The organism is Gracilibacillus sp. YIM 98692 (genome assembly GCF_010993965.1).
Taxonomy (GTDB): domain Bacteria; phylum Bacillota; class Bacilli; order Bacillales; family Amphibacillaceae; genus Gracilibacillus.
Window position 1 is genome coordinate 91,309 of the sequence record NZ_WIXM01000005.1, and the last position, 25,825, is coordinate 117,133.

At 37.9% G+C, this 25,825-nt stretch carries 21 protein-coding genes; 15 read left to right on the top strand and 6 right to left on the bottom strand.

Going from position 1 to position 25,825, the window contains the following annotated elements:
* The first annotated feature begins 27 nt into the window (after window positions 1–27).
* Window positions 28–873: an AraC family transcriptional regulator gene (locus GHD00_RS07190; RefSeq protein WP_163537476.1), complete on the top strand. Its 846-nt coding sequence runs from the start codon at window positions 28–30 to the stop codon at window positions 871–873.
* 304 nt (window positions 874–1,177) lie between these two features.
* Window positions 1,178–1,996 carry a hypothetical protein gene (locus GHD00_RS07195; RefSeq protein ID WP_163537477.1) on the top strand — a complete coding sequence of 273 codons (819 nt, stop codon included), beginning with the start codon at window positions 1,178–1,180 and terminating at the stop codon, window positions 1,994–1,996.
* 5 nt (window positions 1,997–2,001) lie between these two features.
* On the opposite strand, the gene GHD00_RS07200 is transcribed toward GHD00_RS07195, so the two are convergent.
* The gene (locus tag GHD00_RS07200) at window positions 2,002–2,160 is read right to left on the bottom strand and encodes a hypothetical protein (protein ID WP_163537478.1); all 159 of its coding nucleotides are present in this window, start codon (window positions 2,158–2,160) and stop codon (window positions 2,002–2,004) included.
* 620 nt (window positions 2,161–2,780) lie between these two features.
* Between GHD00_RS07200 and GHD00_RS07205 the strand changes: the two genes are divergently transcribed.
* Window positions 2,781–5,342 (top strand): rhamnogalacturonan lyase, encoded by a 2,562-nt coding sequence (locus GHD00_RS07205; RefSeq protein WP_205600723.1) that lies wholly within the window; start codon window positions 2,781–2,783, stop codon window positions 5,340–5,342.
* Window positions 5,343–5,577: 235 nt separating this feature from the next.
* Here the strand turns inward: GHD00_RS07205 and GHD00_RS21250 are convergent, their stop codons facing one another.
* Complete coding sequence (locus GHD00_RS21250) at window positions 5,578–8,502, bottom strand: rhamnogalacturonan lyase family protein (RefSeq protein ID WP_163537479.1); 2,925 nt, start codon at window positions 8,500–8,502, stop codon at window positions 5,578–5,580.
* A 666-nt stretch (window positions 8,503–9,168) separates the two neighbouring features.
* On the opposite strand from GHD00_RS21250, the gene GHD00_RS07215 reads away from it, so the two are divergent.
* The 6 genes from GHD00_RS07215 to GHD00_RS07240 all read left to right on the top strand — a co-directional run bounded on the left by GHD00_RS07215 (window position 9,169) and on the right by GHD00_RS07240 (window position 16,370).
* Window positions 9,169–10,059: a carbohydrate ABC transporter permease gene (locus GHD00_RS07215; RefSeq protein WP_163537563.1), complete on the top strand. Its 891-nt coding sequence runs from the start codon at window positions 9,169–9,171 to the stop codon at window positions 10,057–10,059.
* Window positions 10,059–10,886, top strand: coding sequence for a carbohydrate ABC transporter permease (locus tag GHD00_RS07220; RefSeq protein WP_163537564.1), 828 nt, complete (start codon window positions 10,059–10,061; stop codon window positions 10,884–10,886). Before GHD00_RS07215 ends, GHD00_RS07220 begins: the two co-directional genes overlap by 1 nt.
* 94 nt (window positions 10,887–10,980) lie before the next feature.
* On the top strand, window positions 10,981–12,303 hold the full coding sequence (locus tag GHD00_RS07225) for an ABC transporter substrate-binding protein (protein WP_163537480.1): 1,323 nt from the start codon (window positions 10,981–10,983) through the stop codon (window positions 12,301–12,303).
* An 84-nt stretch (window positions 12,304–12,387) separates the two neighbouring features.
* Window positions 12,388–14,193, top strand: coding sequence for a cache domain-containing sensor histidine kinase (locus GHD00_RS07230; protein ID WP_163537481.1), 1,806 nt, complete (start codon window positions 12,388–12,390; stop codon window positions 14,191–14,193).
* On the top strand, window positions 14,174–15,754 hold the full coding sequence (locus GHD00_RS07235; RefSeq protein ID WP_163537482.1) for a response regulator transcription factor: 1,581 nt from the start codon (window positions 14,174–14,176) through the stop codon (window positions 15,752–15,754). Before GHD00_RS07230 ends, GHD00_RS07235 begins: the two co-directional genes overlap by 20 nt.
* Before the next feature lie 163 nt (window positions 15,755–15,917).
* Window positions 15,918–16,370 carry a VanZ family protein gene (locus tag GHD00_RS07240; protein ID WP_163537483.1) on the top strand — a complete coding sequence of 151 codons (453 nt, stop codon included), beginning with the start codon at window positions 15,918–15,920 and terminating at the stop codon, window positions 16,368–16,370.
* A gap of 326 nt (window positions 16,371–16,696) precedes the next feature.
* Here the strand turns inward: GHD00_RS07240 and GHD00_RS07245 are convergent, their stop codons facing one another.
* Window positions 16,697–17,626 (bottom strand): glycoside hydrolase family protein, encoded by a 930-nt coding sequence (locus tag GHD00_RS07245; RefSeq protein ID WP_163537484.1) that lies wholly within the window; start codon window positions 17,624–17,626, stop codon window positions 16,697–16,699.
* A gap of 367 nt (window positions 17,627–17,993) precedes the next feature.
* Here GHD00_RS07245 and GHD00_RS07250 point away from each other — a divergent pair, with 367 nt between their 5' ends.
* From GHD00_RS07250 to rbsK, 3 genes are all read left to right on the top strand, one after another.
* Window positions 17,994–18,314 carry a YbjQ family protein gene (locus GHD00_RS07250; RefSeq protein ID WP_163537485.1) on the top strand — a complete coding sequence of 107 codons (321 nt, stop codon included), beginning with the start codon at window positions 17,994–17,996 and terminating at the stop codon, window positions 18,312–18,314.
* A gap of 372 nt (window positions 18,315–18,686) precedes the next feature.
* The gene (locus tag GHD00_RS07255; protein WP_240468634.1) at window positions 18,687–20,084 is read left to right on the top strand and encodes an NAD-dependent malic enzyme; all 1,398 of its coding nucleotides are present in this window, start codon (window positions 18,687–18,689) and stop codon (window positions 20,082–20,084) included.
* 161 nt (window positions 20,085–20,245) lie between these two features.
* Window positions 20,246–21,148 carry a ribokinase gene (rbsK, locus tag GHD00_RS07260; RefSeq protein ID WP_163537486.1) on the top strand — a complete coding sequence of 301 codons (903 nt, stop codon included), beginning with the start codon at window positions 20,246–20,248 and terminating at the stop codon, window positions 21,146–21,148.
* 313 nt (window positions 21,149–21,461) lie between these two features.
* Here the strand turns inward: rbsK and GHD00_RS07265 are convergent, their stop codons facing one another.
* Entirely contained in the window at window positions 21,462–21,656 is a 195-nt protein-coding gene (locus tag GHD00_RS07265; RefSeq protein ID WP_240468635.1) for a hypothetical protein, read from the bottom strand.
* A gap of 185 nt (window positions 21,657–21,841) precedes the next feature.
* Between GHD00_RS07265 and GHD00_RS07270 the strand changes: the two genes are divergently transcribed.
* On the top strand, window positions 21,842–22,492 hold the full coding sequence (locus tag GHD00_RS07270) for an SDR family oxidoreductase (protein ID WP_163537488.1): 651 nt from the start codon (window positions 21,842–21,844) through the stop codon (window positions 22,490–22,492).
* A 59-nt stretch (window positions 22,493–22,551) separates the two neighbouring features.
* On the opposite strand, the gene GHD00_RS07275 is transcribed toward GHD00_RS07270, so the two are convergent.
* Window positions 22,552–22,827, bottom strand: a complete 276-nt coding sequence (locus GHD00_RS07275) for a hypothetical protein (protein WP_163537489.1) — start codon at window positions 22,825–22,827, stop codon at window positions 22,552–22,554.
* 317 nt (window positions 22,828–23,144) lie between these two features.
* Between GHD00_RS07275 and GHD00_RS07280 the strand changes: the two genes are divergently transcribed.
* Window positions 23,145–24,254 (top strand): 5-methyltetrahydropteroyltriglutamate--homocysteine S-methyltransferase, encoded by a 1,110-nt coding sequence (locus tag GHD00_RS07280; protein ID WP_163537490.1) that lies wholly within the window; start codon window positions 23,145–23,147, stop codon window positions 24,252–24,254.
* Between the two features lie 121 nt (window positions 24,255–24,375).
* On the opposite strand, the gene htpX is transcribed toward GHD00_RS07280, so the two are convergent.
* Window positions 24,376–25,290 carry a protease HtpX gene (gene htpX / locus GHD00_RS07285; protein WP_163537491.1) on the bottom strand — a complete coding sequence of 305 codons (915 nt, stop codon included), beginning with the start codon at window positions 25,288–25,290 and terminating at the stop codon, window positions 24,376–24,378.
* A gap of 237 nt (window positions 25,291–25,527) precedes the next feature.
* Here htpX and GHD00_RS07290 point away from each other — a divergent pair, with 237 nt between their 5' ends.
* On the top strand, window positions 25,528–25,821 hold the full coding sequence (locus GHD00_RS07290) for a four-carbon acid sugar kinase family protein (protein ID WP_163537492.1): 294 nt from the start codon (window positions 25,528–25,530) through the stop codon (window positions 25,819–25,821).
* Window positions 25,822–25,825 lie beyond the last annotated feature (4 nt).

A 25,825-nucleotide genomic window follows, 5' to 3' on the forward strand; every position in this document is an offset into this window, starting at 1 on the left:
ACAAAATTGCTATAAAGGGGGGAGTATATGATCAGTATCTCTGGAAATATATCGGATAAATGGGAGGAAGATGGAATTGAAGATAAGGACCGTTCGCTTTCTGTAAATTGTTGTGGGTACCAAAAATTAATCACGAAGCATTTGACTCGAAAACGTGATAAAGGTAGGTTAGATTTTCAATTAATCTATATAGTTGGTGGTAAAGGTACTTTTTATATGGAGAACGGGACAAGGCAGGTATCGAATGGACAGCTAGTCTTGTATGCTCCTAATGAACCGCAACATTATGATTATGATGCGAAAGATTTTACCGAAGCGTATTGGATTCATTTTACGGGATATGAGGCTTATGAATACTTGAACCAATTTGGGTTATTACATCCATCTATTCATTCAGTTGGAGTGAAAGATAAGATTATATCAGTGTTTGAGGAAATCATTCATGAATTAAACATGAACAAACCCTTAAGCGAATATATGACAAGCGCAAAACTATTAGAGTTACTTGCGCTATTAGGGAGAAATCTACGGAGTAAAGAGAAAGATAAAAAGTTTCATTATGAAGATATCAATAACATCATTCAATACATGCATGAACAGTATAGTCAAATCTTGCTTACAGAAGATCTTGCTAAATTATGTAACTTAAGTGTGTACCGCTTTATTCATAAATTTAAAGCAGTAACTGGTACCACGCCAATAAAATATATAACAGATATACGTATAAACGAAGCAAAAAGACTATTATCCGAAACGTCGTTTAATGTTTCAGAAGTTGCTATGATCGTAGGGTATGAAAATCCTTTATATTTCAGCAGAGTGTTCCGGAAAGTAGTTGGCATGCCGCCAAGCAGATACAAGGAGCAGTTTTAGTTTTTTTGCGACAGGGAAAGATAAAGATGCATTACGGAGATGTTAGTTAAGGAATTTGTCCATTTTTTTCATAAATAAGATTAGAGAGCATAATCTGTTTTAGAATGTATCTTCATGACTTGTTCTTTCTCATAAAAAATTATAAGTAATAAATGTTAAAAAGAAAGGTGAAGGCAGGAAGATCGAAGGACACAAAAGTGTTCGACTAACATTTAACGAAATAATGATAGAGCACCTAGATTGGTGCTTTTTTATTTCAGGTGTTCTAATCTCTAAATTTATTATAAGTAGAATGAGGGATATTATGGCTCGACTTATAAGAGAAACGACTAGGACTTTCAAATTCTTGGCTTTCCTTGACATTGTCTGTGTATTTTTTGCGGTGTTTTTCTTTATAAGTGCAATATTAGAAGGATTCCCTAACGATCTTATCATCCCAAGCTGGCAAATATATCTTTTTATATTTTTGCTTGGATTAACTAGTTTGTTCTCCTTCATGTGTAAAATGATGGAATGTGATCGTGGTATTAGTTTTGCAGCTTATTCTGTCTTAAGTTTTATTTTCTTTATCATGATTTACTACACTCCGCTATTTTTAGAATTTGCAAAAAGCTATTGGACTTTTTGGTCAGTCGGAATTTTGGTGGTTTTATCTATCGTATTGGGTATACGTGCTCTAGTAAAAGAGTATACCACTTCCTTCTGTACTGGGTTTTTCGTTTCTTTTTGGAGCTCGATTGCTTTTTATTTTTATTATGAAAAATTAAGCATTTTGCAATCTCTCATAATGTCGATTCAGTCATGGTGGTTATGTCTTATGATAGCAATCGTATTTCGTTTTATTTTGCAATCTCGTTTGATCTACTCTTATGAAGTAGTTTCGCATAGCCTTGATGATTGGATTCTGCCCAATTATTATAATCGTAATATTCATGATGACACGAAAGAAGAACAGAAAAATAGTTGGATTGACACAATAGAGGATGAAAAACCTTATGCATACCATTCAGCATCTGAAGCCTTACGCAAGCAAAAAGATTCGGGAACAGTGAACAATACCGGAGAATTCCATGATAAAACGAAATCAGATAGTATGAAAGATACGGGGGAGGTTGATGGATAATAAAGTCAGCGTGATGTAAGAAAAGTCGTCTGGGAATACTCACCTAAACCATCAACTAGATTTTTTTGCAGTTGTATCTGCCCATCTTCTAGTCTTTTTTGTCCTTGTTTTAAGTCATCGATATCAGTACGGATTTCTTTTAATTCATTAACGTTAGTACGCATTTCTTTTAGTTCATTAAGAACTTGATTCCATACCACAGAAAGAATTATTGATCATGTAAATGATAGAACGGAAGTCTTAAATAAGCGGGTGTTTAAATTGGAATCAGACGTAGAAAGGTTAAAGAGATAAGGGATGTCCCCATTTGATCGCTCCTTTTCTTAAGTTCCCCATATCTGCTTCTTCCCGATAAAAAACATATTCAACGTAATCTATATATATTCATTCTTTCATCAATCACTTCTCTGGATTCTTAATTGATTGTCTTTTAATCCTATTATTCAAGTTAGAATATATTAGAGGAATCTTCTATATATTACCATACCATAAGCTTTCATTGATTAATAATATGAATACCCATAAGCCATCCGACCTATTATAAAGAAATCCCCGTGAATATCAATCTAATACTATTGTTGTGTTTTTAAAAAAAAGCGCCCGACCTCTGATTTTTAATGGTTTTCCTCTGTTTTTTTGAATGACGAAAGGGGTTGTCCTTGTTATAATGCTTTGCACGAAGGGAGGACCGAGCAAGTGTAGCCAGATCATTGTTGTTAAAATTGAAAACGTTCTCTTATTCCGGTCTGGTTGGGGAAATTCCAAAAATTAGAGGAGTGATTATTTGAAAAAGGGATTGTTCACAAAAAAAGTAGTTAGTTCGATTACAGCTACGACTTTACTTCTTTCGGGTGCAGCCAGTGTCTCAGCAAATGATTATCATACAAAGCAACAGCCAGATTTTACAGAAAGTGTTCAACTAGAAAACTTAGACAGAGGGTTAGTCGCTGCTTCTACCTCTGAAGGTATATTTTTAAGTTGGCGACTTTTAGCAAATGAAGTTGCAGGGTATTCAGATAGCGGATTAACAGGCGTTGATTTTAATGTCTATCGTAATGGTGAAAAAATTGGAACGGTTGACGATAGCACGAACTATTTAGATGAAGAAGGTTCATCTAGTGATGAATATGCTGTTCATGCCGTTGTGGACGGTGAAGAAGTAGATGAGAGTGAAACAACACTGCCTTGGGACGAAGGATATTATGATATACCTTTACAAAAACCAGCAGATGGCGTAACTCCAGTTGGAGAATCCTATACTTATCATGCAAATGATATGAGTGTTGGGGATGTAAATGGTGATGGCCAATATGAATATGTGGTGAAATGGGAGCCGAGCAATTCTAAGGATGTATCACAGGTTGGCTACACTGGCAATACTTACTTAGATACGTATACCATTGATGGCAAACTGCTTTATCGAATTGACTTAGGGGTAAACATTCGCTCTGGTGCGCACTATACGCAATTTTTAGTATATGATTTTGATGGAAATGGCAAGTCTGAAATCATGTTTAAAACAGCTCCTGGAACAAAGATCATGAAGTATGATGAAGACGGAAAGGTAGAATCGGAAGAATATATCACAATGCCAGAAGAAGATATCGAAGCTGGCTATAGTCACGATGATGATTACCGTATGAGCAGTGACGATTATTACGAGTATACCGTGGATTTATTTATGAACTGGCATGAACAGGAAGAAGTGGTGAACGGTCAGTGGCCAGAGACATTGGAAGAAAGTTTTGGAATCGAGCCGCAATATGACTATCCGTTATCTAGAGAGGATGCGGAAAATTTAGCGGACTATTTCATGGATGAATATGCACCTTCACGAAGCGGCCGAAATGATTTAAGAAACTTTGAGGGCTTTGTTTTGGAAGGACCAGAATATTTAACAGTATTTGATGGAGAAACAGGCGATGAGCTAGAAACCATTGATTATAAACCAGCACGAGAAGACGATGGTTTGAGATGGGGAGACTATGCGATGTCTAGAATCGAACCAGGAAATCGAGTTGATCGCTTTTTAGCTGGTGTTGCATATTTAGATGGTAAAAATCCTTCCGCTGTATTTGCGAGAGGATACTATACAAGAACTACCTTGGTATCGTACGACTGGGATGGAGAAAATCTAACAGAAAACTGGTACGTAGATAGCGGCTGGACTCCAATGAGCAATCCGTTTAACGATGGTCCGCATGGAGTCGATGGAACAGATGAAGAGTTTGGAACGATTACAACACAAGGTTTCCACTCTTTAAGTGCTGCAGATGTCGATGGAGACGGAAAGCATGAAATTGTCTATGGTGGTGCAACGATCGATCACGATGGTTCGCTCTTGTATAGTACGTTCGATGAAATGCCAGAAGAAGGTGCAGCAGAAGGGATGGCACGGTTAGGTCATGGAGATGCGATGCATGTAACGGACATTGACCCGAACCGTCCAGGACTGGAAATGTACATGGTATTTGAAGGCGGGCCATGGGCACCATATGGTTACGCGTTACGAGATGCAGCAACTGGTGAAGTGATTTATGGTGCATATACTGGTAGAGATACTGGCCGTGGCATGATTGGTGACGTGCTGCCTGATGAACCGGGATTAGAAACATGGGCCGTAGGTATGCATACAGCTGACGGAAAAGAAATGGCAGATAGCTGGCGAGATGCTCCGGGAACGAATATGAGTATTAAATGGTCTAAAGATATGACGACACAAATTATTAACGGTTCTATCGATCAAACCCCAACAATTGATGACTGGCAAAAAGGTACGGTCCTAACGGCTGAAGGAACGAGAACCAATAATTGGACAAAAGGTAATCCAAGTTTAGTAGCCGATGTATTCGGTGATTGGCGCGAAGAAATGCTTGTACGAACAGCAGATAGCTCAGCGATTCGCATCTACCTTAGCACAGAGGTGACGGATCGTAAGTTGTATACGTTGATGCATGATAAACAATATCGTGCAGAGGTGGCTAGACAAAATACAAGCTACAATCAGCCTTCCTATACGAGCTTCTACTTTGGTTCTGATATCGATTGGTCAAAAGTACCAGTTCCAAATGTCTGGCTGCCAGTTGCTAGTTCCGATTTGCAAGAGCTCATGGAAAGCTATATCGAATCTGGTGACTTGAAAGGACCATTAGCATCACAATTAACCAACACGTATAAACAAGCGATTCATCATTATGAGAAAGGATCAGAAAGTAAATCGCTTAAGTTTATCGAGAAGTATTTAAATCAGATCGAGAAAACTCAGATGCAGGAGCATATTTCAGAAGGTGCAAAAGAAGTATTGGTGGAAGCAGCTGAAAATTTTGATGAACACTTGGGGCAATGAGCTCCCTCTTTTTGTATATATAGCGGACTGACCGATAAACGGTTAAAAGTGACCGATAACACGAGAAAACTGACTGATAAATAGGAAAAACTGACCGATAAAGCAATAAAACCGACCGATAAACAGCAAAAAGTGACCGATAAATTTTTACAGCTAACATGGTTCATACATTGTAATACCACAAACGAACAAATAATAAAGGGCGAGAAGTCAATTCTCGCCCTTTATTTATTCCTTAATTATTTTTATTAGAACCAAACAATTCGTCTCCTGTTACAATCGCAGGTTTTGGTGCTTCTTTCATGTTATAGCCTAGGAAAAAGCTAGTATGTGGTGGTTGGTTATACGCAACATTTTGCCATGCGATTGATAGACGATAAACCGGATCATGCATAAGCGTGTAAATTTTTTCTTCGGTCACATCTGTTGTCGTATAGATTCGTAATTCTTCGCTATCGGAAGAAGGCCAGATCACTTCTTCACGCCAGTCACCGAAGATATCTGCTTGTAAAGAAGGGTTCCCTTTCGTCCAGTTGCTGGTGCGTGTGCCTTCAGGAGTTAGTAAATTCACAAGCTTTTCGTTTTCATAATCCCACTTGTCAATTCGACCAACACCATGTGGGTCTGTGTTTGGATCAAAGGTATGATCTAGCAGTTCGCGACCCAAATCACCATCCCACCAAATAGCGTGGTTGACAGAATTCGGGATCGTATTAGTGATCACTTCTCCGTCTACTGCGTGCAGGCCAGTTCCATTACTACCATCCCATGACACTGATGCCCAAAATTCAGCACCATCATAGCGTGGGTCAATATCCGCTGCTAAACCTCTTCCGACATCTGCACTAATGTCGACACCAAATAATCGTTCTCCTGTTTCTGCATCACGTATACCATATCCGATTGGAATACCTGTACTTTCATGCACTTGATAAATTTCCATACCTGGACGATTTGGATCAAGGTCGCTCACATGATTGGCATCTCCATGCCCCCATCCAGTTGTATGAAGACCAGTACCGTCATCATCAACAACCATTGCACCGTAGATGATTTCATCTTTTCCATCTTTATCAACATCTGCTACGGCTAAGCTGTGGTTTCCTTGACCAGCATAGTCTTCATTGCCTTCGTCATCACTGTCAAACACCCATTCTAGGGTCAACTCGCCATCACGCCAGTTATAGGCAGCAAGAACTGTGCGTGTATAGTACCCCCGTGCCATCACGATACTTGGGCGTTCGCCGTCTAGGTAGGCAACACCAGCTAAAAATCTGTCAGCACGATTACCATAGTTATCTCCCCAGTCGTTTAAGTTGCCTCTAGGAGGTGTATAATCCGTAGTCGTAAGGGCTTTGCCTGTTTCACCTTCAAAAACAGTTAAGTATTCAGGACCTTCTAAAATACGACCACTGCTATTACGATAGTCAGCATTAGCATCCCCAATTACATTGCCTTCTCCGTCAATAGTGCCATCTGCTGTTTTTAATACAACCTCAGATTTGCCGTTTCCATCAAAGTCATAGACAAGGAACTGCGTATAGTGAGCACCTGCTCGGATATTTCTGCCAAGGTCAAGTCGCCACATTTTGGTGCCATCTAATTTATAAGCATCCAAATAAACATTACCAGTATAACCGGAATGGGAATTATCTTTCGAGTTAGATGGATCCCATTTTAAGATGATTTCATATTCGCCGTCTCCATCAAGGTCACCCACACTAGCGTCATTCGCACTATACGTGTAATCCACTCCATCTGGTGTAGTACCGCCTTCTGGTTTATCTAAAGCAACACTTAAATAATTTTCTGACCAAACATCGACTTCTTTGGTGATTTTTGCGCCGCTTCCCTTAATAATTCTTACTTGATAAGTAGAATCTTTCGTTCCATTTTCGTCAAAAAAGTTGGAGCTATTTTCAATAGGTTTCTTATTAATTTGTCTTCCATCTCGGAATACATTGAATTTCACATCGTCTGGATCTGTTCCAAGCACCTTCCAACCGACATACACACCATCGTCAGATTCAACTGCGACTAGTGCACGGTCTAATTGTTCCATTTGACGTTTTTGCACTTCTGTTACGGGCGATTCTATCACATCAGATGCTTCTGAAATGCCACCTTCGTTCACGGCACGAACCTGATAATAATAATGGTGATAAGTTAAAATGGTGTCATCGATAAAACTTGTATCTGTTGTGGTGGCAATTTTATCAAAGGTAACCGAACCTTCTGGATACTCATCCGGATTATATTTGGAGCGATAAATATAATAAAGACTTGCATCGTCCACCGCATCCCAATCTAACGTAACGTTATTTAGTTCAGCATTTGTTACAGATAGATTCGACGGCGCTTCTGGAGCGACCACTTCCTCATTTATGATCGTAGCTGTTACCTCATTGCTTTTTTCGGATTCGATGCCAGACGGGTGTACAAGTGTAACAGCATAGGTATAGCTGTAACCTAATTCCACCGTCGTATCTACATAGCCTGCATCCGTTGTATCATCTAGCTTTTCAAATGTTTCCTCTGACTCGCCTTTGCGGTAGATGTTGTAATGACCTGCATTTGGATCGTCATCCCATGCTAAGGTCACTTCACTGTCAGGCGTAAAAGTAATGGAATCAATTGCCAGACTGTCTATGTTGGTCATCGGAACAATCTCTAATCCATTAATACGTCCATTTTCTCCAATGTCTATGACAAGCTGCTCATCTGTTACCGTAAGATTTGTAGTGAGTTCTGAATATTCCCCTGCACTAGATGTAATATTGCCGTAATCTTCTCCATTGATGGCAAAACTGGAGCGATTAAATGCAATATCATCTCCTGCTATGATGCGTACGAAATACTCCCCATTTGGTATATCTAGAGTAAAGGAGTAATCTCCATCAATAACAAAATCACGGCGTACATCATCTGGGTTTCCGCGATCACGAGTAGCAGTAGACTTACTTAAGCCGTATCCTCTTTCCTCGTCATAAATGAGAGTATTTGATACCTGAGTATAACCATCTGCGACTGGACTATCCTCAGTACCAAAGTCAAATAGAAAACTATCATCTGTCTCTGCCTGAACTGTATGAAGCGCATGTTGTGGTAAAAGACTAAAAGTAAGAATAGCGATTAGAAATACAGACAATCTCTTCTTCAAAATGCATAATCCTCCTTTTATTTGATTTTTACGTTGTCGTTTGTGGTGACCTTGGTGTCGGAGAAAATTTTGATGGCATCACCTCCTTAAAGGAAGTTTTGGTTGTTTTGGAATTATTGATAACGTTTACATGATTGGAGTTTTAGTAGTAGTTTCTAGGTAGTGGATAAAGAAGACATAGTTTATCACGGTGAACAATCGTCCGTAATCCCCCACTTCAAGACTTAGAATAATGAAAAAAAGAATAAGTGGAGAACAACGGACGCTAGCACCCCGATAAGTTTCGCTAACCATCAGTTGGGATGAAGCCCCCCACTGATGGAAGTCTCACTTTATCTGATTATTATGGCAAGATGTGAAGTGATCGTCAACAAAATGTCTATTTTTTGAACAAAAATGCCGGATATTTGATGGGGAAGAGATTTTGTGTATAAAAAGTAGAGTGGATTTCCTATAAATGACTCCGGATAAATCAATGATTCATCTCTTTTTTTAAAAAAGGTCAATTTTATATCCCTTATCCGTCAATTTCATTCACTAAAAAAGATAGCACTTACATTTATAATGTAGGAAAGCGATTACAAAAACAGAAGAGGTGGTGCTACAAAGATGAGTTCATATGCAGAAAATAAAAAGGTGGATGTGCAAACAGGAAAAGAGCAGGCAATGGCTTCCAAAAGAAAGGCAAAGTTAAAGAAAATTTTATCTTATACTGCCTTTGTCGGCCCTGCACTTCTATTCTTTTTAATTATTCAAATTGCGCCTTTTTTCATGGGGGTATATTACTCCTTTACATCATGGAATGGGGTGAGTGCAGCTGTTGAATGGGTAGGCTTTGATAACTATATTAAAATTTTTACGGATGATCAAAATTTTTATAATTCCTTCCTTTTTACAACAAAATTTATGTTTGCAGCTGTTATTATTAGTAATGTAACGGGTTTTGGGCTTGCGTTGATATTAAACACAGCGTTAAAGACAAGAAACATTTTAAGGACAGTATTCTTTATACCAAATGTAATAGGCGGACTGTTACTCGGTTTTATTTGGCAGTTTATCTTTGTGAAAGGATTTGCTTCTATTGGCGATTTAACGGGCCTTCCTTTTTTTCAACAACCTTGGTTAGGGACAGAGGATACGGCTTTTTGGGGGATTGTGATCGTATTTGCTTGGCAAATTAGTGGATATATGATGGTTATTTATATTGCAGCCTTACAAGGAGTGGACAACTCACTTTTAGAAGCTGCTAAAATCGATGGTGCATCTTATTTGAAAGTGTTAACGAGAATTATTATTCCATTAATTTTACCAGCTTTTACAATTTGTTTCTTTTTAACGATCTCTATGGCATTTAAGATCTTTGATTTAAATATTTCATTGACAGGCGGCGGTCCATTTAATTCTACAGAATCTGTTGCAATTAATATTTATCAAGAAGCGTTTACCAATAATAGATACGGTCTTGGAACGGCGAAATCTATTTTATTTTTCATCGTGGTTGTCATCTTTACCACATGCCAAGTAATGTTCACAAAGAAAAAGGAGGTAGAAGCATGATAACAGGGAAATATACCAAAAGCACATTTATAATAGAAATGATTGCCATTGGTTTAGGTCTACTCTTTCTGGTTCCTTTTTACTTTGTTGTTGTAAACTCTATTAAACCATTCTCAGAGATTTTAATAGATGCAGCGGCATTACCAAAGGAAATCTTATTTAGTAATTACATGAAAGTCTGGGACATTCTAAATTTTCCAAAGGCATTTCTGAATTCTTTAGTGATTACTGTATTCAGCATTGCAGGTATCGTCTTTATTAGTTCTATGGCAGCATGGAAAATGGTCAGAACACCTAATAAATTAAGTAAATTCTTATTTATATTCTTTGTATCAGCAATGGTTATCCCATTTCAAACCGTGATGATTCCTCTGATGAAGCTTGGGGGAATGTTAGGAATAATGAATAGTATACATGGCATCATTCTAATGTACTTCGGTTTTGGAGTTTCCTTATCTCTATTCTTATTTCATGGTTTCGTGAAAACGATACCAAAGGAGATTGAAGAATCGGCAAGTATTGATGGGGCATCTGAATTTGGTATCTTTTGGCGAATTGTATTTCCATTACTAAAGCCGATTGCGGTGACTGTAATCATTTTGAATACGCTTTGGATTTGGAATGATTATTTATTACCACTTCTTGTGTTACAGGATCCAGAATTAAGAACCATTCCTTTAGCAACAAGCTCATTCTTTGCACAATATACGAAACAGTGGGATATGGGATTAGCTGCCCTGGTAATGGGGATTGCGCCGATTATTGTCTTCTTCTTATTTTTACAAAAACATATTATCAAAGGGATTGCAGCAGGCTCTATTAAATAAGTGGAGTTAGGGTGAACGTACTAAAGTATATCATTTTTGAGGCCATAAAAAGCTTCAGAAATTTATATAAAAATATCAAGGAGGTCAAAGGAATATGAAAAAATTTATGCTTTTATGTTTATCATTATTATTTGTCGTAGGTATACTGGCAGCTTGTGGAGGTGAGTCAGATGCCTCTTCAGACACGAAAGGTGATACAGGTGAAGATTCTGCAAGTGATGAATCAGGTTCTGAAACAACTGGAGACGAAACAGAACAGATTACCTTAGAGTTCTTTAATACGAAAGTGGAAATTCACGATCAAGCTTTAGAGATGATCGAAAAATTTGAAGAAGAGCACCCAAATATTAAAGTAGAATTAGAATCAGTTGGCGGGGGTGCAGATGGAGATGCCGCATTAAAAGCAAAATTTGCTTCAGGAGAAGCACCAGATATTTTTACCAATGGTGGTTATAAACAATTGGATCTATGGAAAGAGCATTTAGCTGACTTATCTAATGAACCATGGGCAGAACATGTATTGCCATTTGCGAAAGAACCAATGACAGATGAAGATGGGAAGCTTTATGGAAGACCGGTTAACTTAGAAGGATATGGATTTATTTATAATAAAGATTTATTTGAACAAGCAGGCATCACTGAAGCTCCTAAAACCATTTCCGAGTTAGAAGAAGCTGTTGAAAAGCTAGAAGCTGCTGGTATTACACCATTTGCAGCAGGTTATGGAGAATGGTGGATCATTGGACAACACTTATTGAATGTTCCGTTTGCACAACAGGACGAGCCAGCACAATTTATACAAGATTTATATGATGGAACTGAAACCTTTGAAGGAAATGAACATTTTGAGAATTTTCAAAAAGTGTTGGATTTAGAAACTCAGTATGGCAATGATAATCCTTTAACAACCGATTACAATACGCAAGTGACGTTATTTGCTAGTGGGGAAACAGCAATGCTTCAGCAAGGGAACTGGACAGAAAACATGATATATGAAATAAACCCTGATATCAATATGGCATTTTTACCAATTCCTTTAAGTGATGATCCCGATTCTAATCGTATCCCGGTAGGTGTTCCTAACAGTTATGTGATCAATAAAAATTCCGAGCATCTTGAAGAAGCAAAACTCTTTTTAAACTGGATGACCACTTCAGAAACAGGTAAGCATTACATGACAGAAGTGTTTGCATTTATTCCAGCTTTAGATAATATCGAACCTTCAGGATTAGGGGCATTAGGAAAGTCCATTTTGGAATATTCTAAAGAAGATAAGACGATTCCTTGGACTTGGTTTAGATGGCCAGAAGGTGCTAATAAGGAATTTGCAGCATCCATCCAAAAATATGTAACAGGCCAAATTGAATATGAGCAAGTATTAGAAGAGTTCCAAGCTACTTGGGATAACCTTAAATAATGATTGATAGAAAGCATATCTAATGTAGATATGCTTTCTATTTTGTCTTATACTAGTTTTAAAGACAAGATAGGAGGAACCATCTTGTTTAAGACAAGCATTAGAAATAAACTGATTGTTCTATTACTACTTATTACCATCATTCCGTTTGGATCTTCTGTGTTTGTGACTTTCTTTTATACAAAGGAAACGTTGACAGAGAAAGCTATTGAGGAAAATAGTAATTTACTATATCAAGGAAAAATCAATATTGAAAATTATTTAAACGAGTTAAATAGTCTTACTTTGACCATTTATAATAATCCGGATTTTATGAATCATTTAGCTGCTTCGGATTACCGGACAGATTATATGATGAGAGATGTCTTTAGCAATGTGATGCTTACTATTTTGTATGCAAATGAGAGTATCAAGAAAGTGACCATATCTAATCTGAATCAAAACTATCAATTAACGGTTTCGCATAGGTCTAATATTGTGTACTCGACCATGGGTATGAATAAAAAGTTAGATGTTTTCACCAAGGCAGAAGAGAGTCTTAATCATTTATATATTGAATCCAACAATCATCTCTTTTCAAACACGAATTCCTTACATTCGTTTACTTTACACAGAGCTATTGCAAATGTTCCATCGCCTCATATTCTCGGGTATATTTCATTAGAAGTTGATCCTAGTAAACTATCAGATCTAAGTAAGCGTCTTTATCATGAACCGACGGAATCGTTAGATATTGTGACTCCAGACGGATCTGTTGTTTTCAGCTCTGATGAGCGGGACTATACAGAAGAAGAAGCACCATGGAAGGAAGAATTATTAGCCTCTGAAGACGAGAGTGGTGTGCTGAAAAGGGATGATGAAAACTTTCAAGGTGTTATTGTCTATCATCGAATTTCAAAAGCATTAGGTGACTGGATTTTGATTAAGCGTTTACCGTATACCACGTTGCATCAAAGCGCTTATGATATCGGTTTAATTAATATTGGCTTTGGTTTAATTGGACTAGCCCTTGTCATTATAGCGACTTTTTTTGTTTCGTTTAAAATTACATCGCCTATTAGAGTGCTTGTTCAGAATATTCAACAAATTGAAAAAAACAATATTAAAGTAAAATTCGATTCGTTAGGAAACGATGAAATAGGAATACTCGGTGAAAGATTTAAACAGATGATTGAAAGAATCAATCATTTAATTAATCGGGAGTTTAGATTAGAAATTGAAAACAAAACGAATCAATTAAAAGTGCTGCAATCACAGATCAATCCTCACTTTCTGTATAATGCTTTGCAATCAATTGGGACATTAGCTTTGAAAAGCAATGCTCCAAAGGTTTATTCGCTGATTACACAGCTGTCTAAAATTATGAGATATGGAATGGATATGAAAGAAGATAAAGTTCCTTTAGATAAGGAAGTTCAATATATAAAGTCTTATTTGTTGCTATACCAAGAAAGATTAGGTGATGAGTTCACTTATACGCTGGACTTTGATTCTGATGTCATGGATGTCATGGTACCAAAAATGATTCTGCAGCCATTCGTTGAGAATTATTTTAAACATGGTTTCGAATCCTCCGACGATAAGGTTGGCTACTTACATTTAGAAGGGAAAAAGGAGGAAGATTATCTTATCATTTGTATCCATGATAATGGAAAAGGGATGACGCGAGAGCAAATAGAGGCAGTCAATCAATCTTTTCTTGACGAAACCGATATAAAGGATAAAGAACGGACAAATATTGGGTTGAAAAATGTGTACGACCGCCTCAAGTTGAATTATGAAGAACGAGCCAAACTGCAGCTGCAAAAGCGAGAAACAGGCGGTCTTACTGTGAAAATACGATTACCACTAAATGATGAAGGTGAAAGGTATGAAGTCGATAATCATTGATGATGAAAAGCATGTACGAGAAGGAATAGGATTATTAGCTGAATGGGACAAGTTCGGTATTCATCAAGTATTTGAAGCAAAAGATGGTGAGGATGCCAAAAAGATCATTATGGAACATCAGCCAGAAATTGTTTTCACAGATATGAATATGCCGAATGTAGATGGCATTGCTTTGTTAAAATGGCTAGATTCATTAGGGTATCTATATAAAGTGATTGTCATTAGTGGATATGATGATTTTCATTATATGAGAAACGCCTTATACTATGGCAGTTTCGATTACATTTTAAAACCGATTGAACCAGATGTCCTAAATGAAACACTAGAAAGAGCAGTAGATGAATGGCGAGAGCAGGATTTAAAAGATCAATCTCATTTAGAAAATAATAAAGTGATAAATGCAGTAAAACCAATATATTGGAATCATCTTTTTTCTGGAATTATCCATAAATCTAATATTTCAAAGGAAACGATCGAAAAAATTGAAGAAGAAATTAACGTGAATGTCGGTGCTGTTTCATGTACGGCTGCATTGCTCCATATCCGGTTTCTGATCGAGAAAATCTTTCATGGTGATGAGGATTTAGCTTATTTTACCCTGCTAAATATATGTCATGAGGTTGTAAAACAAGAGGGTGTCAGTTTTAGAAATATGAATAAACCGGATGAGATTGTCATTCTGATTTGGGATAACCAAAAAGCAAATTGTTTAATATCAAAAGTTCATGAATCGATTTTTACCTTTTCGAACATGTATGGCACTTGTGTGAGGGGAAAGGAAATGCCAAATCCTGCAGCTGCTTATGATTCAGCTTTGCATACGCTGTTAACCTTTAATTTAATACAAAATAAGCGGCGAAAACAGGTGATGACACATCTGGATACAGACTCTCGTCCAGTGTTTCACCTATTAGATTATTCACAAGAGTTAAGTTGGGCCTTACAAAGTGGAAGCAAAGTAAAAATTGATGAGATATTAAATCCAATTTTCAAGTCGATGGAAACAACTTATAATCTTTCAATCGAACAGCTTCAGGTTTGGGAAGAGCAATTGGAAGTCTTAAAGAACAATTGGTTGAAGGAATATGGGATAAATGTTAAGCAATTGCAAGCGAGACATGATTTTTGGCAAGAGGATGGCAGCTTTTCCTTTAAGCTGTTTCAAATCGAGAAGCGACAGGAATTCTATGATTTAATTGAACTATTATATGATATTAACTATCAAAAAAGTAAGAGCAGTATGCAAGAAATAGAAGCCTTTTTACAACACCATTATGATCAAGATATTAAACTACAGGATATTGCCGATCGTTTTTTTCTTAGTCGTGAGTATATCGCTCGAAAGTTTAAACAGGAGTATGGTGAAACGGTCATTGGCTATATTACGAAAATCCGAATGGAAAAGGCAGCAGAGCTATTGAAAAATCCACATTTAAAAATTGTGGACATCGCCTTTAAAGTTGGCTATCAAAATGAAAAATATTTCAGCAAGCTTTTCAAGAAGCGGGAGGGTGTATCACCGAAAAAGTACCGACAAATGAAGGTAGGAGATACAAAATAAAACAGAAGCGTTTTCAGTGAATCATATGGTAGTTAAAAAAACGGGTGGTGCCTTGCGCCGGCCGTTTTTTTGGTTCTTAGATATAAAAGGTAACATGATCTCTATGCGTTAAAAGTCTAGAATCCTTTTGCAATGGAAAGAATGTTGCTAAAGGATGGTGCGTATGAGATTTGATCTGGATTTGATTTTGGGATGGGACAAGCAGATACATTTTTTGAGTTACGGCATGCTTTCCATGATTATCGGTATAGTTGTGGTGATGTTATCAAATGGTGATAAAGTGAGCAGGCGGATGAGTTATGTTTGGATGGCATTAGTTACATTCGGTATAGCAGAGGAGTATCGTCAATTAACGATCGAGACACGGAGTGCAGAGGTATTGGATGCGGTCGCGAATATGCTCGGTGTTACTGTTGGATTGGCGATTCCGCTATGTGTTTATTATGTAATAAAGTTTCGTGGTCATTTTGTTGTAAGGCTGTTTTTGGTATATATGCTGTTTCTAGTTCCGATGTTCATTGGGCTGCTGTTGGTGAATGAAAGACCGTTTGTGGTGATAGAGGATGGAAGTTTTCGTGAAAAAATGCAGCATTTGATGGCAATGATTGGGGGATGATTTTACAGTTTAGAGCTCTCGTTGAAAAAATAAAAAGGAGATGTCCTAAAAGTTAGCTCATTGTACACGCAACTGGAATATACCCCCTTTCCGCGGGCAACGCTTCAGCTTCCTCGGAAGCAAAAATCGCTTACCACGAGGGATCTTCAGCTGTTGCTTTCCCGCAGGAGTGTCGTATAATCCAGTTGCTGAAAGCTAAAATTCCTAAAGAATGTCTTTTGAGAAAATCCCAACAATTCCTTCATTTTTGTCTCAATTTGTTCTATCAACCTTCGCTATTAACAGAAAGTATTTTTTCTTGGTTCAATCATACTTTGAAGCGTTTATCACTTCATAGTTAAGTCTAAGGTTATTTCTTTATTTCTATCACAAACAAGTCTATCATTTTCGATATCTAATTGTGCAACTTGAATCGATGATCGTTTAAAACGATAGGACTCCTCGTTTTTCTCTTTATGCCTATCAGGATGAGTAAAGTAGAAGATATATGCTTGATCATTATATACCAATACATCAGCATGGAATCCATAACCGGTATCGTCTGTTCGTGTTCCGCTTTCATCTAAGATTATCCCGTTTGTTTTCCAACTCTCCCCATCTTTAGAACGATAAACACCTTGTCCTTTCCACTGATCGATTATCAGCCAGTACCAACCTTTCCATTCGAACACATTGACTCCTTCATGCGAAAATCCCGTAATGACTGGACCAGCAACATTCCACTTATAAAGGTCATAGCTATCAGCAGCGTATGTGTGGCTGCGATTTGCTTCATCTTTATACCACATGCGCCAACGTCCATCAGGCAGCTTATGCACAGCTGCATCAATGACATAATTTGAACTAAGAGAGAGGGTGGATTCATATGTCCAATCCCACAAATCTTTACTCGTATAGTGAAGGATATTTCTTTCATGGCCTGGCCAATCATCTGGAACACCTTGAATATAGCTCACATACATATGATAAAGTCCGTCATGATACAAAACTTCAGGTGCCCAAAAGGTATTTCTACCTTTTTCGATGTTCAATCCTTTAATAACTCCTCTATATGTCCAAGCTTTCCCATCCTTTGATGACGCAATTCCTAAATCTGTACCGTGTACCCAAGAAACTTTAGGTCCTGGCGCAGTAGCACGTCGATTGGTATAAATCATCCACCATTCTTTCTCTAGGTGGTTCCAAATGATGGTAGGATCTGCAGCTCCATCATAAATAGGGTCTCTAAACAATGGTGCATTTGAGTGATTTGACATGGAATTCCTCCCTTAATAATTTTATCCTCCGACAATCTTTGTAACTTAATATTTACCGCATTCATTTATTCTTATTTCGAAATTTAGCTTATATTTATAGTATATCATTTTTATTTCAAATCTTAACTTGTAGAATGATAACATAAAATTGGTGAAACCTTTGAGGTTAGTATTTCGTAATAGTAGCAGCACTGATTATATAGAGTGGTTGTGATTCGTGTGGACTTGTTATTGGTACCGATCGCGACTGTGTTATTATAGTTTGTTGCTCGTTAAAGCTTCTACAGTAATGGAAGTATTGAGCATACTATTTAAATTTATTGGTGTTCTAAGTGATAGAATGAAGGAAAAAGAAAGGATGATCATCATGATCTTAGTCAATACTGAGACAGTTCCAGGGTATGAAATTACGGAAGTGAAAGGAATGGTTAGAGGAAATATTGTCCAGGCAAAAAACATAGGAAAAGACTTTGTGGCTAGTTTGCGAAATGTTATCGGCGGCGAAATGAAAGAGTACACAGAGTTGTTGACTGAATCCAGACAAATGGCCACACATCGTATGGTGGAAAAGGCGAAAGAAATGGATGCTGATGCAGTGGTTAATGTTCGATTTGTGACGTCACAAGTGGCGAATGGTGCTGCGGAGCTGCTGGTTTATGGTACGGCAGTTCGTTTAGAGAAAAAATAGTGGATATTGTGAATGAGCCTGGTGCTTTCCTTTGGTGAGGGAGTGGCAGGCTTTTCTTTTGCCGTATAGCCAAGTTTTTCTTTATTTGAAAAGGGATGGTAGTATTTTGTAAAGGAGTTTCTCTCTAGTTCTTTATTCCGATGAAACGCGTGAGTTTTTGCTCACGGACAGGTTATAGAAAACTTGCTCTTCGCATAAACGTTACTATGGGTTGTTTTTACGACGAATGTGAGGTCTTTATCTGTTTTATTTCAAATTGTTAAAAAATCCGGATTATCAACTGGCTTCTAGGGGTATAAGTTAGTACAGTCAATGTTTTCGTAGGGATCGTTTGGGTATTGTTTATCTTGGATAGGACAAAGGTGGGATTATATGGTGCAATCTAATATGCATATCATTTTACGTCTAGAAATACAAAAGAAAAATGTGAGCTTTGCGGAAATTACAGCTTTTTTAGAAGAATGTGGTGCAGACTTGGTAGCAATTGATGTGATTCGTGAATCCTCTAAAGAAACGATTCGAGATGTTACGGTGAAAATTGCGAATGAAAATGTGCAAAAGCAGATTGAAGATGGAATGCATTTGGTGGAAGGTGTGAGGATCAGGCACATTTCCGATCGAACATTTTTAGTGCATTTGGGTGGGAAAATTGAAATTAATACAAAGCTTGATCTGAAAAACCGGGAGCAGTTGTCGCACATTTATACACCAGAAGTAGCAAGGGTCAGCTCTGCGATTAACCACAATCCATTATTGGCTCACAATTTGACGATTAAAAAAAATTCCGTTGCAGTTGTATCTGATGCCACCGCTGTGTTGGGTTTAGGTCAAATTAGTCCGGAGGCAGCGATGCCTGTGATGGAAGGAAAGGCGATGCTATTTAAGCGTTTTGCGGATATTAATGCCTACCCGCTTTCATTAGACACAACGGATACAGAGGAAATTATCACCACCATTAAGGCGATTAGTCCTGCTTTTGGAGGCATTAATCTAGAAGATATTGCCTCTCCGAGATGCTTTGAAATTGAAAACCGATTAAAAGAAGAGTTAGATATACCGGTGTTTCATGATGATCAGCATGGAACCGCGATTGTTGCACTAGCGGGTATTTACAATGCTCTGAAGCTAACAAAGAGAGAATTAAGTCAGTGTAAAATTGTCGTTTGTGGTATAGGGGCTGCTGGAACGGCTATTACAAAGATGCTACTTGCGGCAGGTGCTAAAAATATTGTTGGGGTAGACAAAAATGGTGCGATCACCTCAACTCAAAAATACGACAATGACAATTGGAATTGGTATGCGAAACATACAAATCCTAAGAAAATATCTGGTTCGTTATCAACGGTTATAGAAGATGCAGATATTTTCATTGGCGTATCCAAAGGGGATATCGTATCATTGAAAGATGTGAAAAAGATGGCTAAGGATCCGATTGTATTTGCACTTGCTAACCCAATACCGGAAATTGCGCCTGAAGAAGCAAAGCAATATGCGAAGATTATCGCAACGGGAAGATCCGATTACCCGAACCAAATCAATAATGTCTTATGTTTTCCTGGTATTTTCCGTGGTGCGTTAGATTGTCGAGCATCTACAATTAATGAAGAGATGAAAATTGCTGCAGCGAAGGCGATTGCTTCGACTATTGGATCGGATGAATTGAGTGAAGAGTATATTATCCCAAGTGTTTTTAATCAAGACGTGGTGCAAAAAATAAGAACAGCGGTGGTCGACGCGGCTATTCGTACAGGCGTTGCTAAAGAAGTGTAGGGATTTTTCATATATAAGCAAAAACGGGAGGTGCTTGGCACTTCTCGTTTTTTTGCTTGTGGCCAGGGCTTCTAACGACGGCGTTTACAAGCACGGAATAACGTATTATTTTTAGCTTTTTGCTATAATGTGAGGAAATGTTGATAGGTTGGAGGAGTAATATGTCTACAATAACTGTAGTTGGCAGTATGAATATGGATATTGTTTTACAAGTGGATGCATTTCCGAAGCCTGGAGAAACGATTGCAGGGAAAGGAACAAAGATGAATCCAGGTGGGAAGGGAGCGAATCAGGCAGTTGCTGCTGCGCGTCTTGGCGGTAATGTGAAGATGTTAGGGGCGATTGGGGAAGATTCTTTTAGTGAACAATTATTACATTCTTTAAAGAAAGATCAGATTCAAATTAATGACATTGTACAGAAAAATAGCACTTCCGGTCTAGCCTTTATTACGGTGGCCGAAAATGGAGATAATCATATTGTGTTAGAAGAAGGGGCCAATGGAGAGCTTACGGTGGAAGATGTGAGGGAAAGGTTAGATTTCACCAATAAAAATCAAACCATCTTATTACAAAATGAAATTCCTTGGAATGTAAACGAATGTATTATAAAAGAAGCAAGTGCTAACCAAATTCCTGTTTACCTTAACCCAGCTCCTGCTAAAGAGATACCAAGTGAATTGTATCCATTGCTTACAGGTATCTTTTTGAATGAATCAGAGGCAAATATGCTGACAGGTGTTGAAGTGAGGGATCGCCATTCGGTTCAAGAAGCAATAGATATTTTATTACAAAGAGGAACGGAAGAGGTCATCATTACAATGGGGAAAGACGGTGCGTATTATGCGGACAACAGCGGGGAATTTTTTCATACTACGGCATCAGACGTTCGTGTAGTGGATACTACTGCTGCTGGTGATACGTTTATTGGGGCATATTTAGTCATGTTTACGGAAGGAAAATCGCCAAAAGAGCGGATAGAATTTTCATCGAAGGCTGCTGGAATTACTGTTACAAGAAGTGGTGCTCAGGAATCTATTCCTAGGATGGGAGAGGTTCAGCTCTAATATCAGTTTGGCACGAAAATTTCTATAAAAACTACTAATAAAACTGCTTTAATAGCAGTTTGAAGGTGAGTAGAAGAAGGAAACTGCTGATAAAACCTTTCTAATGATAGTTTTAAACCAAGTGCTAGAGGAAAACTGCTGATATAAACGTTTTAATAGCAGTTTTTTAACAAAAGCATATAAAAACTGCCAATAGAAGCTGGAAAAATAGCTGAGAAGCGATTCGTAGTGTTTAAATAGAAAAAGAGAGGAGCGAACCTCTCCTTTCTTTAGGCTTTTCTCTATACATTTTTGGTGTAATAACATCTTGAACTTAAAACTTACTCTTTTTGCCGAGCAAAAACATTACGCCATTAAAAATGATAACCAAAGCAAAAAGAAGAATTGTTAAGATACCTATTAAAATGACGAGCGGTTCTAATGGTTTAAAATATCCATGCAAAGGTACTTTTAATAGGGCAAAACCAGCCAAAATACATCCTAAGTATAATATTATTTTATAATTCAATTTCATCCCTCCTCAGTTAATGATATTCAATGAATGTCTAAACATTATAGAAGACATCAATCTTTTCAAAAAAGTTGTCCAACAACAACTCTGCAACCCGTTTGAATAGACAGAAGTTTACCGATTCATATAGGATAAAAGAAGAGGATTAATGATAAGCATTATGAAAGGAAAGGGTGGAGACAATGAAAATTCTTGTAGTTGGAGCAAATGGACAAATTGGAAAACACCTTGTTCGATTTATTCAAGATAGTGGAGATCATCAAGCATTAGCTATGATACGCAATAAGGACCAAGCCTCCTATTTTGAGGATTTAGGGGCGGAAACGGTTGTGGTTGATTTAGAGCGATCGATTGATGATATTGCAAATGCGGCAGATGGAGTAGATGCTGTTGTCTTCACAGCTGGATCAGGACCGCATACCGGAAAAGATAAAACCATTTTAGTTGATTTAGATGGTGCGGTAAAAACAATAGAAGCTGCGAAGAAAGCTAATGTAAAACGATTCGTGCTAATTAGTTCTTTCGATACTCGTCGCGAAAAATGGTTAGATGCTTCAGACTCATTTAAACCATATGCTGCGGCAAAGTATTATGCAGATGAATGGTTAAGGTCTACTGATTTAGATTATACTTTAATTCACCCTGGAAAGCTTACGAATGATAAAGGAACAGGAAAAGTGAATGCTGCTGAAGAAGTGGAAAGAGACGAGATTTCACGAGAAGATGTGGCACATGTTATTTACCAGACTTTAGCAGATGAAACAACGATAGGAAAAGAATTTCAATTAGTAAAAGGAAGTACACCGATTGAGGAAGCAGTAAAATCTCTTTAATTGTTATAAAAAGTGTCAGATGTTACACCTCGTGTAATGCTGACACTTTTTATTTGTTATCATCTATTTTGCTGTTCAATTTCTTGAAAAGCTTGTTTTTGCTGCGCTAAATCACGACGTGCTAAATCTATCGCACCTTCATCATCTGTTACATTCTCCGCATTTGCTAGTGATTTTTCTGCCCTCTCCATCGAATGCTTGATTTGTTCTATGATTTGTTCATCAGGATGGCTTTGCGCCTGAGTGATGGCATTGTGCAGATGTAGAATGGATTGTTGTGCTTGGGCTAATTGATTTTGATCTTGAAGGCTTGAAATGTTGTTTCCTTTTTTCAATGGGATTCCTCCTATAGTTTGGATGATCGTTTTTAGTGTGTATAGGAATAGAAGGAATATGCATGGGTTACATGGTATAATGGAGAGTAAATGTTACTTGACATTATTTGTCATAAGTTGTAAGGTAGTTAGCAATTACATAACGATTTCTTATCAATAAGGTGGAGGAACAGACCCTGAGTAGCCTTAGTAACAGACTGTTAGTACTGTCTCTAATTCTAGAAGTGTCTACTCTGATATGAGAAGAGATTGAAAGGATAGCCCCTCTTTTAAGGAATGGGGTTTTTATATTGCAAAAATTGGAAGGATGAGAGGAAATGTCAGAACTGATTACTAAAAAATCGCCGTTTGTGGCGGATCATGTAGGGAGTTTTTTACGATCGGAAAGGTTGAAAAAGGCTAGGTTAGAGAAAGAAAATGGGGAAATAACGGCAGAAGAATTGCGTAAGATAGAAGATGAAGAGATTACCAAGCTAGTCGAAAAGCAAAAAGCTGCTGGTTTGCAGTCTGTAACGGATGGGGAGTTTCGTCGCAGCTGGTGGCACTTTGATTTTCTTGGTGGATTAGATGGTGTGGAGTTTTTTGAAGCCGAGAAAGGTTTACAGTTTAAAGGCGTGGAGACGAAGGCACGCGGCATTAGAGTCGTGGATAAAATAGGCTTTAGCGATCACTACATGATAGAACACTTTCAGTTTTTGAAAAGTGTGGCTGGTGATGCGGTAGCTAAGTTTACGATTCCGAGTCCCAATATGCTTTATATGAGAGCGGAAGTTGAAGAGAGCGTTTATGATAGTGATGAAGCACTGATTGATGATTTGGTGGTGGCTTATCAAGGAGTGATTCAGCGTTTATATGAGGAGGGTTGCCGTTACTTGCAAATTGATGATACCTCATGGTCTTCTTTCTTCTCCGATGAGGGTAGAGACTCGATTAAAGCAAAGGGAATTGATCCTGATAAAGCGATGAAGCTTTGCGCTCGTGCTGTCAATGAGTCGATCGCGAACAGACCTGATGATTTATTGATTACGATGCATATTTGCCGAGGCAATTTTAAGTCGACGTATATGTCTTCTGGAAGCTATGAAGCGGCTTCAGAGATCATTTTTGGTGGACTAGATGTTGATGGGTTATTCTTAGAGTTTGATGATGAGCGTTCTGGCGGATTTGAGCCATTGCGTCATGTGAATAGAGATGATCTTTACATCGTGTTAGGCTTAATCACTTCGAAATTCCCTGAATTAGAGGATACTGAAAAAGTAAAAGCACGAATTGATCAAGCGACGAAATATGTACCATTAGAGCAATTATGTTTAAGCCCGCAATGCGGTTTTGCTTCAACGGAAGAAGGAAATGATTTAACAGAAGAAGAACAGTGGGCAAAAATTCGCCATGTCGTGCGAATTGCAGAAGATGTTTGGAAGAAGTAAGGCTGAGGTTATGACCTTGGTCTTTTTTTTTGCATTTGAAAAGAAGTCGTAATGGAATGGTACTATAAATCATAAAAAAGCAACTGCTCTCAATACGAGGAAGCAGTTGCTTGTTTTAAAATTAACGTCGTTCTAATCTAGCAATACGATCTTCAAGCGGTGGGTGTGAGGAGAATAAAGAAACAAGGCCGCTTTTTCCATTGATTTTCATGGTTTGGATGGCAGAATCGTCGGTGCGATCATCTATTTTGGCACGCTCCGCATATCTTTTTAAAGATCGTAAGGCATGCGCCATTTTGTCTTTACCCGCTAGATCAGCTCCGCCTCGATCGGCATGATATTCTCGATATCGAGAATAGGCGCTGACGACAATGCTCCCCAGGATTGAAAATAAGATTTGGAAAACAATAATCGCTGCGAATTGCACGATCCATTGTATTTCCGAGCGAACGAATCTAGATACAATAATGGCTGCGATTCGAGAGAAGAAGACAACAAAGGTGTTGACGATTCCCTGCAGCAGTGTCATGGTTACCATATCTCCGTTCGCGACGTGGGCTACCTCGTGTGCAATAACGCCTTCTACTGCATCATCGTCCATGGAGTGCAGCAGTCCTGATGAAACAGCGACAAGCGAACGTTTTTTAGTTGGCCCTGTCGCAAAAGCGTTCACTTCTGCTGACTGATAAATCCCAATTTGCGGCGTGTGGGTTAAACCAGCAGCTCGTGATAAACGTTCTACTTTTTCCACTACAGAACGCTCTTGTGCAGATAATCGACCATTTGGATCTAATACTTTCACTTTCATCATCATCTTCGCCATCCAACGAGACATCGCTAGGGAAATAAAGGATCCAGCAAAACCAACGAGGATACTGAAGACCATTAGTGATTCATAATTGATTCCTAGTCCTGGACCACCTGTTTGAAAAGATCCATCTATATCGGTAAACCTTGTGATAAGAGTCCAAGCAATCACAATGGTGGTCATAACTAGTACGTTTGTTAATAAAAACAATAATATACGCTTACCCATTTCCTAACCTCCATACTTGTACATTTTGTCCATACATATGTTTATTATAGCATAAACTTTGGTTTTAGAAGCAATAGAAGATTTGAATCAATCGAGCAAATATGGTGAATTTTTACTTTAAAAATCTCTTCTTATAAAAATTTATATCATAGTTAATTTTCAACTATGATAGTATATATTTAGAACGTGCAAAAAAGAATTGTATTATTTTGTTAATTAGTGGCAGGAGGTGCTTTGTTGAAAATTGAAATAATAGCCGATGATTTAACTGGAGCTAATGATACAGGGGTACAGTTTTCAAGAGCAGGTATGAGAACTTCTGTTTTAATGAAGCGAAATGAAAGGGCTTTATCAAATTTAGATGTACTTGTAGTAGATACGGACAGCAGGGGGGGATTAATGGAAGAATCTTATACGAAGGTAAAAGAAGCTTCCCAGTACTTAAAATCACTTCGTTTCCAAACCATATATAAAAAATTAGATTCGACGGATGAGAGGAAATGTTGGAGCAGAGTTAGATGCTGTATATGATGTG